General features: G+C 43.6%; 9 protein-coding genes and 5 pseudogenes. 8 read left to right on the top strand and 6 right to left on the bottom strand.

Features of this window, described 5'->3' with window-relative positions; genetic code table 11:
- Positions 1–280 precede the first annotated feature (280 nt).
- Positions 281–384, top strand: a pseudogene (locus SYMBAF_RS18400) (IS5/IS1182 family transposase); the annotation flags it as partial.
- On the opposite strand, the gene SYMBAF_RS08025 reads toward SYMBAF_RS18400, so the two are convergent.
- Positions 379–1326, bottom strand: coding sequence for an Abi family protein (locus SYMBAF_RS08025; protein WP_040265139.1), 948 nt, complete (start codon positions 1324–1326; stop codon positions 379–381). The pseudogene SYMBAF_RS18400 and the gene SYMBAF_RS08025 overlap by 6 nt on opposite strands.
- A gap of 382 nt (positions 1327–1708) precedes the next feature.
- A pseudogene (locus SYMBAF_RS08030) lies at positions 1709–1957 on the bottom strand (Tn3 family transposase); the annotation flags it as partial.
- Between the two features lie 24 nt (positions 1958–1981).
- On the opposite strand from SYMBAF_RS08030, the pseudogene SYMBAF_RS08035 reads away from it, so the two are divergent.
- Together SYMBAF_RS08035 and SYMBAF_RS08040 are read left to right on the top strand one after the other, a co-directional pair.
- A pseudogene (locus tag SYMBAF_RS08035) lies at positions 1982–3583 on the top strand (peptidase domain-containing ABC transporter); the annotation flags it as partial.
- A complete protein-coding gene (locus SYMBAF_RS08040) occupies positions 3580–5685 on the top strand; it encodes a prolyl oligopeptidase family serine peptidase (RefSeq protein WP_052447742.1) in 2106 nt (701 codons plus the stop codon). The pseudogene SYMBAF_RS08035 and the gene SYMBAF_RS08040, both read left to right, overlap by 4 nt.
- A 247-nt stretch (positions 5686–5932) precedes the next feature.
- Here SYMBAF_RS08040 and SYMBAF_RS08045 read toward each other — a convergent pair whose 3' ends face one another.
- From SYMBAF_RS08045 to SYMBAF_RS08055, 3 genes are all read right to left on the bottom strand, one after another.
- Positions 5933–6529 carry a recombinase family protein gene (locus tag SYMBAF_RS08045; RefSeq protein WP_040265088.1) on the bottom strand — a complete coding sequence of 199 codons (597 nt, stop codon included), beginning with the start codon at positions 6527–6529 and terminating at the stop codon, positions 5933–5935.
- A 165-nt stretch (positions 6530–6694) separates the two neighbouring features.
- Positions 6695–6970, bottom strand: coding sequence for a hypothetical protein (locus SYMBAF_RS08050; protein WP_052447741.1), 276 nt, complete (start codon positions 6968–6970; stop codon positions 6695–6697).
- Positions 6971–7131: 161 nt separating this feature from the next.
- A complete protein-coding gene (locus SYMBAF_RS08055) occupies positions 7132–8166 on the bottom strand; it encodes a LacI family DNA-binding transcriptional regulator (protein ID WP_040265087.1) in 1035 nt (344 codons plus the stop codon).
- A 250-nt stretch (positions 8167–8416) separates the two neighbouring features.
- On the opposite strand from SYMBAF_RS08055, the gene SYMBAF_RS08060 reads away from it, so the two are divergent.
- From SYMBAF_RS08060 to SYMBAF_RS08080, 5 genes and pseudogenes are all read left to right on the top strand, one after another.
- On the top strand, positions 8417–8860 hold the full coding sequence (locus SYMBAF_RS08060) for a PTS sugar transporter subunit IIA (RefSeq protein WP_040265086.1): 444 nt from the start codon (positions 8417–8419) through the stop codon (positions 8858–8860).
- A 42-nt stretch (positions 8861–8902) separates the two neighbouring features.
- A pseudogene (locus tag SYMBAF_RS08065) lies at positions 8903–9190 on the top strand (PTS sugar transporter subunit IIB).
- 12 nt (positions 9191–9202) lie between these two features.
- The gene (locus tag SYMBAF_RS08070; RefSeq protein WP_040265085.1) at positions 9203–10459 is read left to right on the top strand and encodes a PTS ascorbate transporter subunit IIC; all 1257 of its coding nucleotides are present in this window, start codon (positions 9203–9205) and stop codon (positions 10457–10459) included.
- Positions 10460–10654: 195 nt separating this feature from the next.
- Positions 10655–11260 carry a helix-turn-helix domain-containing protein gene (locus SYMBAF_RS08075; protein ID WP_040265083.1) on the top strand — a complete coding sequence of 202 codons (606 nt, stop codon included), beginning with the start codon at positions 10655–10657 and terminating at the stop codon, positions 11258–11260.
- A 166-nt stretch (positions 11261–11426) separates the two neighbouring features.
- Positions 11427–12133, top strand: a pseudogene (locus SYMBAF_RS08080) (queuosine precursor transporter).
- A gap of 13 nt (positions 12134–12146) precedes the next feature.
- Here the strand turns inward: SYMBAF_RS08080 and queC are convergent.
- Positions 12147–12839, bottom strand: coding sequence for a 7-cyano-7-deazaguanine synthase QueC (gene queC / locus SYMBAF_RS08085; RefSeq protein ID WP_040265084.1), 693 nt, complete (start codon positions 12837–12839; stop codon positions 12147–12149).
- Between the last annotated feature and the right edge of the window lie 39 nt (positions 12840–12878).

Genomic DNA, 12878 nt, shown 5'->3' on the forward strand with positions numbered 1-12878 from the left:
AAGGATTTTTTGTCTGATAAATCATAATAATATGGACAGTAAATACCAGGATCGAAATGAAGTCTTTTAAGTCGGAAAACGGCAAATAGTGTACACGCATGCCTGTTAATCGATTTTTCAGACGGTTTTTTCGCCTAAACGTGAGTTTTCGTTCGACTGAGCATTAGCCCCCAACTACTAGCAAGACGCAACGCGGCGAGTATGTCTTGCTGAGGAGGCGGGATTTCACGGATGTTGACGTTGGTATGGGCTTTGTTGAATAAATCGAACTTTTGCTGAGTTGAAGGATCAGATCACGCATTCCCTGATAACGCAGGCAGTCCCGTGGCTAAACAGAAGTTCAGAGTCACCCACTGGCACACTTATAACAAAGCCCTCTTAAGCCTGTGTAGGCGGTTTAAGAGGGCGTGTCCAGAGCGGATCAAGTTTCCATCCCTCGATGAAGCCCATTTTTTGCCATGTCACACAGCTAGGTTTATCGGCCATCAAAGTTTCCAACTGGCTCTTTAGGCCATCAGACCATGAAACCTGATCCGAGAGATATTTTAAGACCACAAGTCGGCTGTAAAGCGTTTGCGGTTTGCTCATATGGTTTTCATATCCTTTAAGTGTTCTTGGTGGGAAAGCCTTGAAAGAACGGTTCCATATACGATTATGGTGTGCGGCCAAATTTCGTAAATGGCTTAAAGTATGGAACCATGAGGCCATAACTTCTGCACTTCGTATATTAAATTTTTGTGCAATATTTTTTTGATCGTAGTGATGAAGGTTTTTATAAATTCTCGACCATGCACCGAAACTGAGTGTCTCTGTAATCATCCAGGAAGGCGGATATTTCGGATGATCATATGTTGCCTTGTAATGGTCTATAAAAATTTCCTTTGAGGCTCTGATTTGCTTAAAGAAATCTTCATAATTATATTCATTATTAAGGTTAGTTAGGTTCATAAACCAGTGGCAACCGTACTTTTCACTCATATATTCAGAAAGGCAGGTTCGCAGGCCAATCTCGACTTTCTGAATTTTCTCCAGAACAATTAGGCGTAGTTTTCTGTCAAATTCATACAGTTCTATAACATTTTCTAGAGTTGTTCCCGGTAAGAAAATTTTAGGCTCTTGTATCTGAGGCTTTCTATCCTGAGTCATACAATAGTAAGGGATAAAATATCCCCTTAACCTGTAATAGCCAATAAATGTAAGCACAGTTTTAGCGGCATTATCATCAGCGATGATTAAACCTCTGAGACGCAGCTTTGAAATCAATGCTTCACTTGTTTCGGGAGGTTTTTGGTATATGCGAGGTCTATTAGTCGGATGAAGTGCCATCGCGTCCTTTCCACTCAAAGAAATTAAGCAAAAAAAACCCGCCATAATGCGCATCTGAGTGAGACTAGGCGTGGCGGGTGTACTTGCACCTATAATAGCCTACTATTGACGAATAAGTCAACCCAATACGGTATGACCAAGCTTCAACCCAACCGACAGGCGTAACTCCAGCACTTTTGTAACTGAGTTCGGTAAAACCCGCAGTTTACCGAACCGCCCCCCAGCCTCGTCACTTATCCCCCGCTTCTGTGGATAACGCTATATGTTGTATCGGTCATCGCTGATAGACATACTATATGTTGTGTTGGGTGGGGCATTCCATGGGCCGGTGGCTTTCCCCTACCCCGGTTCGGTATTAGGTTTTACTTCCATAAAGTATGTATTAACCGATATGATAATCGCCTATCAAAATGATGTGCTCCCAACCTAACGGCGACAAATGCGACAGCAGGGCTGAGTTATAATAAATAATAATGATGTTGAGCAGCCGCCCGCCCTGATTGCTGATTTCCAGCTCAATATCGTTCTGACCCGTCATCTCTTTTTTGCCACTGACCCGTGCGATCGCTGAGCGAAGCTGATGCCAGGATTCGATGCGATTTTTCTACCGATGGCTGTTTCTGGTAATCTGTGTTATGAATGACCATAGTTCATTATATTTTTCTATTCTCTCATCATCGAAACTATCAACCTGCTTATACCCGTAGGTACTCAACTCACTATGGATCATGCTATTCCCGCCGCAGATGTGGGATTATTAACACTGATTTGTATTGGCCTTTTTCTCTTTACTTTACTACGCGTGGCGTTGAGTGCATTGCGTTCATGGTCCTCACTGGTGATGACGACGCTTATCAATGTTCAATGGCAGTCAGGGCTCTTTACTCATTTACTTAGGCTACCTCTGAGCTATTTTGAGCGGCGCAAGTTGGATGATATTCAGTCTCGTTTTGGGTCGCTGAATACGCTTCGGGAAACCTTTACCAGTAGTATTGTTGGGGCACTCATCGATGGAACGATGGTGATTTGTGTCATCGTGATGATGGTACTTTATGGCGGCTGGCTTACGGGGGTTGTTATCGGCTTTACCGCGTTATATATCCTGACCAGACTTCTCACCTACAGTACCTATCGTGAATTATCGGAAGAAACCCTCATCAGAGATGCTCGCACCCGATCTTATTTCATGGAAACGTTGTATGGTATCGCGACTGTTAAAATGCAAGGGTTAAGTGAACGACGTGCTGCCCACTGGCTAAATCTTGAAATTGACACGATCAACACTGAAATAAAAATCACAAAAATGGATCTGCTTTTTGGTGGTGTAAACTCCTTTATCATTGCCTGCGAACAGATAGCCATGCTATGGCTAGGTTCAAAACTCGTCATGGAAAACGCGATGACGATTGGGATGTTCATCGCTTTCGGTGTTTTCAGGGAACAATTTGCCGACAGAATCTGGTCACTCACCAATTTTCTGATGAGGTTGCGTATGATGCACCTTCATAACGAACGTGTATCCGATATTGCGCTGAACAAAAGGGAAACGAAAAAGCCTGACAGTGAAATAATAAATACCATGCAACCCGTTGCGCTGGAAGCCTGTGCGCTGAGCTATCGTTATGATGACCATTCCTCTGATGTTTTTCGTGGACTCTCTTTTCGGGTTTCCGCTGGAGAAAGTGTGGCGATTACGGGGCCATCAGGAGTGGGGAAAACAACGCTTATGAGGGTCCTTTGTTGGTTATTTGAACCAGGAGCGGGGTCTGTCATGATCGACGGTTATGACATTCAACAACTGGGTTTAAATAACTATCGTAAAATCATCGGCTGCGTTATGCAGGATGACAAGTTATTTTCTGGTTCAATAAGAGAAAATCTTTGTGGGTTCGATGATAAATCTGATAACGACTGGATGGAAGTATGCGCCCGAGCCAGCTATATCCATGATGTGATCGTAAACATGCCGATGGGATACGATACCTTAATTGGTGAACTCGGTGAGGGATTATCGGGGGGACAGAAACAACGAATCTTTATTGCGCGTGCGCTGTATCGTAAACCCGGAATTTTATTTATGGATGAAGCGACCAGCGCGCTGGACGAGGAGAGTGAGAATTATGTCAATAAAGCCATCAAAAAGTTAAACATCACGAGAATTATCATTGCTCACAGAAAATCAACTATCGCATCCGCTGAACGTGTGGTTCGACTAACGCCGCTGACAGAATCACATGATGGACTCTGGCCGAAATGAAAGATCGTCTGATACAAATAATAAAACTCTTCGGTAAGCCGGTATTATTGGTTTCCCTTACCCTGCCCGGCTGTCTCATTTTTGCTCATGCTAACGAAAAGAGCTATGAGGATAACATGGACTCTTATAGCTGGATGGAAACCCAGCCACAACATACTGCACGTTGGTTAAGCGAACGTTCAGACCTGGCAGTTAACATGCTTCATGCCCTTCCCTGGAGAAACTCGCTGGCGAAAAGGTTAAATCAGTTAGTCAGTACGGCTCCCACTATTTCTGATATTTATGATGCGGGAGAAAATCGTTTTTATCTGCGCTCAACCCCTGAACATCCTTATCTGCGACTGTATGTGAAGCAAAAAGGAATGCCTGAACGTGTGATAATCGATCCTCCTGTTGGTTACAGGATTAACTTTTTTACCCCTTCCCATGATGGTCGCTCCGTGGCGTTTGGGTTATCAAAAAACGGAATTGAAAGCACTGATATCAGAGTTATCCGGGTTGCTGATAACGTCGTAATAGACGACCATATCCCCGCCGTTCGCTACCCTAATGTTGTCTGGGCTGCGGATAATCAGTCGTTTTATTACAGCCAGAATGCCACCAATCAGGATTCAGGCCGTCAAACCTGTGGCAAGGTCTACCTTCATCATTTAGAGAGCCACAGGGATGTTATGACATTTGACTGGCATGCTATTCCGGAGCTCGCACAAAAATCATGTGAAAACGCTAATCTATACGCCTCTCCTGATTCTGAATACCTGATTGTTAATATTTCAAAATCAATCAGCGGTTATGGGGGATATCTTTTCTTCGCAAAAAAATGCGCGGGAGACCATGGCAGCCTTACCTGGAAAAAAATCGTTGATGCTGATAAAAATGTCTCTGCCTTTGTCTATTCCAGTCGATGGATTTATCTGGCGAGTTATAATTCCTCATCCGGTTATAATATCTCTCGGGTTGATCTGGACTCACCAGCATCCCCCGGGGAACCAGTGATGAGTTGGTCCAATGGGGAGCTAACGCAGCTAAGCATCAGCCCTGATTCCCTCTATGTGGTCTATCATGAGGCCGGCAACAGTAAATTCATGCGTATCTCGTTTGCTGACATAAAACAACCTCAGTCAATTCCTGTCCCTTCAGATGAAAATGTGAGTGCTGTATTCGCCAGCAGTGACAGTCAGCATATTCTCTTCACCCGACAGGGCTGGATTAACCCCCCCGTTATTTATCAATATCTCCCTGAGACTAACTCTATCCTGGATACGAAGCTTATACAGCCGATAAACCAGCCGCTGACAGACTATATGACTGAAGAAAAATGGGTGACTACAAAGGATAATATTCGCGTCCCGCTAACTTTAATTTACCGAAAAGGGATTAAGCGCACGGGGACGAATCCCACCTGGTTGACAGCTTACGGCGCTTATGGCGTCAGTTCGTTTCCTGAATTCGATCTGTCCCGTTTGCTCTGGCTTGAACAGGATGGCATCCTCGCGATCGCGCATGTACGTGGAGGCGGTGAGCTGGGGCCAGCATGGCATGAAGGAGGAAAAGAAAATAAAAAAGAGAATTCCATAACAGATTTTATTCATTGTGCTGAGTTCCTTATCGATAATCATTACACCTCGCCGTCGAAACTTGCGATCAGCGGCGAGAGCGCAGGGGGAATAATCATGGGTATGGCTCTCACCCGTCGCCCGGAACTGTTCTCCGCTGTGGCTATAGATGTTGGGATGCTCAACACGAGTCGACTGGATAAAATTCCTATAGGGGTGATGAACTATGAAGAACTGGGTTCACCGTTGACACCGTCAGGCATGCAGAGTTTATTGAAAATAGATGCTTACCGGCATCTTAAACTAGGGAAAAATTATCCTCCCGTCCTGTTAACAGTTGGCCTGCAGGATCAGCGAGTATCTCCCTGGCAAACAGCTAAATTCGCCGCCCGTTTACAGGCGATAAACACGCCACAAGATGTGCTGGTATTAGCTTACCGCCGGGGAGGACACAGTGCTGCTACCTATGCAGAAGCCGATTCAAAATTAGTCGACGTAGTAAGTTTCTTTATCTGGAAAACCGGACTTCAGTTTTATGAAAAGTGAAAGCTGCATCTTTTACAGGGGGGGCTGCTTCTTTCCTGTTAATTGAGGGATCTAGTTCAGGATTTTACGCAGGAACCTCAGTTTTTTTCCGTTGAAATTTTCGTAAGTGTGTATCGGAGGTCATATTGACCGATTTGTGTTATTCATCAGACGATATGACATTTGATGGCAGCGGTTTGCTGACCATGAAACCATCACTTTGCCTGTTGTTTCGCATGAGCGTTCCTGGGGGCTTCGACCCTCATATCTAGACTTGTCGTTCATGGCTTACGGCGTTGTCACGCAGACGCATAATCGTTTGTCGTGAGGTTCTGAATTCGCGCGCCACCGCGCTGACACTAGCACCCGATTTGAGGTATTCGATTGCGGTCTTCTGCTGTTCCTGGCTCAGCGCGGGCGGTCTGCCAAATCGTTTTCCGGCTGCTCTGGCTCTTGCCAGACCGGAATGTGTACGCTCAATCAGCAAGTCCTTCTCAAACTCAGCGACAGCCGAAATAACCTGCATGGTCATCTTTCCGGCCGCGCTGGTAAGGTCTACCCCGCACAGGGCGAGGCAGTGCACGCGAATATCGGCCGCAGCCAGCTGCTCAACAGTCTTCCGCACGTCCATGGCGTCGCGGCCCAGGCGGTCAAGTTTGGTCACTATCAGCACATCGCCATTTTCCATGCGATCAAGTAACCGGGCAAAACCTGGCCGTTCGCTGGCGTGCAATGAACCGCTGATTTGTTCCTCAATTAGCCTCTGGGGTCTGATGGCAAAACCCGCCGCTTCAATTTCACGACGCTGGTTTTCTGTGGTCTGTTCCAGAGTGGAGACCCGGCAGTAAGCAAAAACTCGTGACATAGCGTAATTGTCTGTACGAAATGGATGTTCGAATTATAACACCTGTACGAAACTAATTTCACTAGGTTTTGTACAGGTGTTATAATAAGTGTCCGAAACCGGTCAGTTTCGGATATCAGCAAATGTCGTGAAATTGCGCGTTCGCTCCCATTGGGCCTATATCCGTCAAAATTTTCTTTTGCACTGTGCTTCTGTTTTTAACATTTCAAGTTGGTTTTTTTTGGCTGGAACATTATTTAAAAGCATGCAGAGAAAGAAAATTATTATAACAAATAAGATTCCTAAATAAAATATATTAGCTTTGCCCTCGCTATGTAGTCCTTTAAAAAATAAAAAATCTTTAGAGCTGCTATCTCCAATTGTTTTGGTTAGATCGATGTTAACTAAATCAACGGCTATTTCTTGTTCAAGGGATAAACCCTTTGTTACTGCACCTTTCAATAATGGATGAAACCAGTAAAGATCTACAAAATAAAATAGTATCCATATGATAGCCGCACCAAGAGCTAATACATCTCATCAGAGACATGGTCAGATAACATCGCAAAAAAACAGCATGTCACCTGATTGCCTCTTAATGCAACAGAATCTGCTAACGTTCTTCAGGTACTCTGCCGACGCTCGAATTTATAGCTGAACGTTTGGTTAATGATCCCATCCTCCCTGCCGTCTTCGTCATTATTGAGCAACTCTATTAGCATTTTACCGGTCTCTCTTCCCATTTTTTTATAATCAATACGCATTGAGGTCAGCGTTGGGTGGGTTTGATCACAGCTATCTGAGCCATCAAGGCAGGCAACCGCAATGTCACCTGGAATTTTCAATAGCCGCTGCTGACACTCAAACAACACGCCAAGCGCAATATCTTCATGGCTGCATATCACTGCGTCTAATTCAGGGAGGCGCAGCAATATTTCCGTTAGTGCATAACGGCCAAACTGTAAGCTGGCCATATCCGGTGTCGTGACAATCTGGTCAGCATTTTTGTAATGATCTAACATCGCTTTATGCCATCCATTCAGCTGCTGGTGCTGTAATCGGTTATCCCTATAAGCCCCCACATAACCAATATGGTGATAGCCCCGCTCTAATAAATAGCGGGTCAATTCATAGGCTGACTCAAAGGAAGCCGCTGCAAGAGTCATTTTCGCCCCTTTAAAATACGAACCAACCACATTGACCGTAGGAATATTCGCCCGCTCAAGGAGTTGATAGGTTTTTTCCGTCAGTTGTGAGCCGAATATCACCACTGCTGCTGGGTTGCTTTTCAATAGTGTCATCAGTATTTCCGCTTCTTTACGCTGATTATATTCGTGGCAGCCAAGTAATAGCTGAAACTCATTCTTATTCAGAATCTGCTGTAGAGCCTGCATGAATTTAGAACTGGCTTTATCTATCAATGACGGGATCAAAACAACGACGACGTTACTGTACCCTGAAGCTAACGCACCCGCAGCTCGGTTGGGAATATAACCAAGAGTTTCAACCGCTTTTTCTATTTTTTCACGTAACTTATCTGAAACCTGTTCCGGCATTCGTAGCGCTCTGGAAACAGTCATCGATCCTACTCCAGCGTAATGTGCCACTTCTTGTAGAGTGACTCGTCCAGTATTACGACGCTTACGCATTTTTTCCATACTGCTGTCCTGTTTGCTTAAAGCTTCTATCTACTTAAAAACAGGCCATTTAGCACTGTTTCCGACCCTATACCGTATTGTATATATCTTATAGGGAGATAACCAAAAGCTCATAACATAATAAATGATAGCGCTATCACATACTTTGATAACCCTGCTAGGTAGCGCTATCAATTGTAATGTCAGTCACATTAATATCAATAATAACTAGCTACTCTCCGTTTAACAGTTATCGGGAGTCATAAAAGTCATGTTAAAAGCACTGTTAACTTCAGACGTTATTCAAATTGTTAGTCAGGCAAAAGACTGGCGTGAGGCCATCACAATTTCATGTCAACCGCTGATTGATAATGGCTCCATTGAAGCACGCTATGTCGAGGCAATTTATCGCTCCCATGAGGCTATTGGGCCTTATTATGTGATTGGCCCCAGTATTGCGATGCCACATGCCCGCCCGGAAGACGGCGTAAACAAATTCTCACTGGCATTAACCCTTATTTCTGATGGCGTTACTTTCAATGCAGAAGGTAACGACCCGGTAAAACTGCTTATAGTGTTAGCAGCAACAGACAGTAATAGCCATATAGAGGCTATTTCTCAACTCGCTCAATTGTTCGATAGTGATAACGATGTACAAGCCTTGCTTAATGCTAAAAACCCGCAGGATATTCTGTCAGTTATTGCGCGCTATTAATCACGGCATTCAGTATGGATAACGATTTTAAGAGGAAAGAAAATGAAAATTACAGTGGTTTGTGGTAACGGTTTAGGTACCAGCCTGATGATGGAAATCAGCATCAAAAACATTCTGAAATAGTTGATTGTCAGTGCTGAAGTAGATCATGTCGATCTCGGTTCAGCAAAAGGCACGGCGAGCGATATTTTCATCGGCACCAAAGATATTGCCGAGCAGTTAATTATCCAAGCAGTTGACGGTAAAATCGTTGCTTTGGATAACATGGTTGACAAAAAAGCAATGAAAGAACGTTTATCTGTGGCATTAACCGAATTAGGCGTTTTATAATCGGAGATTGGTATGAATTTTTTTCGCTTTTTAATGAGTGACGTTCTTTCCGAACCGGCATTGCTGGTCGGTTTGATTGCCTTAATCGGACTTATTACCCAGAAAAAACCGCTGACTGAATGTATTAAAGGCACAGTAAAAACCATCATGGGTTTTGTTATTTTAGGAGCCGGTGCTGGACTGGTTGTCTCATCTTTGGGTGATTTTGCCAATATCTTTCAACATGCATTTGGTATTCCGGGTGTAGTACCGAATAACGAAGCTATTGTTTCAGTAGCCCAAAAGAGCTTCGGTAAAGAGATGGCGATGATTATGTTCTTCGCTATGGTGATAAATATTCTGATTGCCCGCTTTACGCCATGGAAATTTATCTTCCTGACGGGGCATCACACACTGTTTATGTCGATGATGGTAGCGGTTATTCTGGCAACTGCGGGGATCAGTGGTGTGACGTTGATTACCGTCGGTTCGTTGGTTGTTGGGGTTGCGATGGTGTTCTTTCCAGCCATTGCCCACCCTTATATGAAAAAAGTCACCGGTTCTGATGACGTGGCAATTGGCCACTTCTCTACCCTGTCTTATGTATTATCCGGTTTTATAGGCAGCAAGTTTGGTAATAAAGAACATTCGACTGAAGACATGGACGTACCGAAAAGTCTGTTGTTCTTACGTGACACACCGGTCGCTATCTCCTTTACCATGTGTATTATTTTCATTGTTACCTGCCTGTTTGCTGGTTCTGAAGTGGTAAAAAACTTCAGCGGTGGCAAAAACTGGTTTATGTTCTCATTGATGCAATCCATTACCTTTGCCGCCGGTGTGTACATCATTTTACAAGGTGTACGTATGGTTATTGCTGAGATAGTGCCAGCATTTAAAGGGATCTCCGACAAATTAGTTCCTAATGCCAAACCTGCGCTGGATTGCCCGGTGGTGTTCCCTTACGCACCCAATGCGGTATTGGTTGGCTTCCTGAGCAGCTTTGCAGCAGGTCTTATTGGTATGTTCGCGTTGTATTTGATGAACATGACGGTAATAATCCCAGGCGTGGTACCCCACTTCTTTGTTGGTGCCGCAGCTGGGGTCTTTGGTAATGCTACCGGTGGACGTCGTGGGGCCATTCTCGGGGCGTTTGCTCAAGGCCTGTTGATTACCTTCCTGCCTGTCTTCCTGCTGCCAGTGTTGGGCCATATTGGATTTGCCAATACTACTTTCAGCGATGCTGATTTTAGCGCGCTGGGTATTTTACTGGGCCTCATCGTTAGATAATGGTTCTGTTGCATTGCTGGTTTTTTAGTGACTTTTGGGTACACTCATAAAACACGAAAGGGGACACAATGGGGGATTTTCATTTGCAGTTATTGTGAACAGCCTAAAGAAATTACAACAGCATGCAATTGCGACGATATGTATTTCAAGCTATGCTCCTCAGTAATCGGAATTTCTTGAACTATTTGAAAGCTTATGTTTGGAAAAGAAAAAAGTAATTTGCTGCGCTCAAATCTGGAACATTTACTTAACAGTAAGGGGGAAACACAGGTTTCTATCAGTGAGAGCACGGGGCTTAATCGTACGACAATTTTTAAGATCCTGGATGGTCGGGTCACCTGTGTACAGAAACAGACATTACGGAAAATATCAGATTTTTTCGGTGTTACAATGTATGAACTTCAAAATGTGGATATTGCTACAGTCGAAAAAATCAATGCCAGTATTTCAGTTTATGGAAATATGAATGCAGCTGCCTTACCTATTATACCTTTGACATCATTCATTGAGCAAGTAAATTCTGGGCGCTCAATTGGGGAACTGACGTTATCTTGGCCACTGACTTACTATTATGGGCAAGGCCCGAATTTGATTGCCGTGTTGATAGACAAAAATTTACCTGCCCGCTATCAGAATGGGGATATCATCATCATCCGAAAAGGCGTATATAAAAGTACTAATATGAAGCTTCTCTTTAAGAAGAGTAGTGGATTTTTCATCAATGTGCATATGAATGTAGACGAGCTTGAAACTGAAATTATGATTTTAGGAGATATCCTTGAAGAACGTTATGGGAAATGAACCAGAATATAAACTTTTGGGGTTCGAGCCAAAGACGCATGCAGCGAGAATACTGATATGCACCTCAGGGAAAATATTAAGCATTCATGTTAATGATCTAGAGAGAAGCGAGATCGCTGAAAAACTCTCCTCACGAGAAATAAAAGCTCTGTATCGTCATATTTATATGGACAAGCTGGCTCCAGAGACAGAGTACCAATTGAAGGACAGGAGTGAGCGATCATGGGGAGCCTATGTTGCGTTTGTTCTGGCATTGGCGGTATTTTATCAATTCAGTAATATAGCGGCAATTAAACCTGTTTATATAAGCTACCTTGATATCATTGTAACCCCGGGTACATTTATTTATCCATTTACGTTTCTTATAATCGACCTGCTAAATGAGTTTTACGGTTTTCGCTTAGCAAGAAAAGCTATCCTGTGTTCAGTCATATCAAATATTGTTATCACGCTACTACTTTTTTTTCTATGACATTGCCGGTTATTCCAGAATGGCACTTTAACGTTGCGTATAATGATTTTATGACGCAGTTATATGTTGTATTGCTTGCGTCCACAATGGCTTTTATTACTTCTGAGTTGTCAAACTCATGGATATTGTGTAAAATAAAAGCAATCACACGTTCTCGACACCTTTATTTACGGATCTTTCTGAGTACGTTTGCCGCTTCTATTATCGATAGCTTCGTCTTTTGTTTCCTTGCATTTTATGGAAAAATGGATAATTCTGTTATATTAAAAATAGCTATGATACAGATTATCATTAAGTCTGTATATGCTGTCTTAAATATATTACCCGCTTATTACGCTCGTTTCCTTTACAGAAAACACATCCTCCACCCTGGTGAGGATATGGTCTCTGCATCTTCTTAATACAATGATTTTTTTAGATATTAATTTTACGTTGCAATGCCTGCATGACGTTTTTCCTATTAGAAAGGTATGTTTCCAGTCCTTTTCGGCGCAAATGGCAGGCAGCACATTCACCACACCCAGCCCCTTTAATTCCGTTATAGCAGGTCAGGGTCTCGTCACGTATCAGGGATAATTGTTGCCAGTGATCTGCCAGTGCCCAAGTTTCTGCTTTATTCAACCACATCAACGGTGTTTCAAAACGCACGTCTTTCGCCATACCAAGGACTATGGCGTGGTTAAGCGCTTTGACGAACTCATCACGACAGTCGGGATAGCCTGAGAAGTCGGTTTCACAAACACCAGTGATAACAACGTCTGCTTGTACCTGATAAGCGTAGATAGCAGCAAGAGTCAGAAAGAGGATGTTTCGTCCGGGAACGAACGTATTGGGGATCCCCTCTTCGGTTTGAGTTGGTATGGGAATATTATCGCGGGTGAGGCTGCTGATCGCCAGTTCATTGAGCAGACCAACATCCAGTACCTTATGAGCTGTGGCACCTAGTTTTAAGGCTAGTTCTCGCGCTACGTCGATTTCAGCACGGTGGCGTTGACCGTAATCGAAAGTGATACAATGAATATCATCATAAAAATGTCTCGCATGTATAAGGCAAGTTGTTGAATCTTGACCGCCACTATAGACCACTACAGCTTTCTTCTTTTCCATTGTCATCACCTATCAATTTGATAAACAATATAAATTATC

It is taken from the genome of Serratia symbiotica, from assembly GCF_000821185.2.
GTDB classification, from domain to species: Bacteria; Pseudomonadota; Gammaproteobacteria; order Enterobacterales; family Enterobacteriaceae; genus Serratia; species Serratia symbiotica.

Excerpts from the sequence above, each read along its gene's own strand:
- SYMBAF_RS08025 (WP_040265139.1), bottom strand. The coding sequence starts at position 1,326 with ATGGCACTTCATCCGACTAATAGACCTCGCATATACCAAAAACCTCCC.
- SYMBAF_RS08040 (WP_052447742.1), top strand. The coding sequence starts at position 3,580 with ATGAAAGATCGTCTGATACAAATAATAAAACTCTTCGGTAAGCCGGTA.
- SYMBAF_RS08045 (WP_040265088.1), bottom strand. The coding sequence starts at position 6,529 with ATGTCACGAGTTTTTGCTTACTGCCGGGTCTCCACTCTGGAACAGACC.
- SYMBAF_RS08055 (WP_040265087.1), bottom strand. The coding sequence starts at position 8,166 with ATGGAAAAAATGCGTAAGCGTCGTAATACTGGACGAGTCACTCTACAA.
- SYMBAF_RS08060 (WP_040265086.1), top strand. The coding sequence starts at position 8,417 with ATGTTAAAAGCACTGTTAACTTCAGACGTTATTCAAATTGTTAGTCAG.
- SYMBAF_RS08070 (WP_040265085.1), top strand. The coding sequence starts at position 9,203 with ATGAATTTTTTTCGCTTTTTAATGAGTGACGTTCTTTCCGAACCGGCA.
- SYMBAF_RS08075 (WP_040265083.1), top strand. The coding sequence starts at position 10,655 with ATGTTTGGAAAAGAAAAAAGTAATTTGCTGCGCTCAAATCTGGAACAT.
- queC (WP_040265084.1), bottom strand. The coding sequence starts at position 12,839 with ATGGAAAAGAAGAAAGCTGTAGTGGTCTATAGTGGCGGTCAAGATTCA.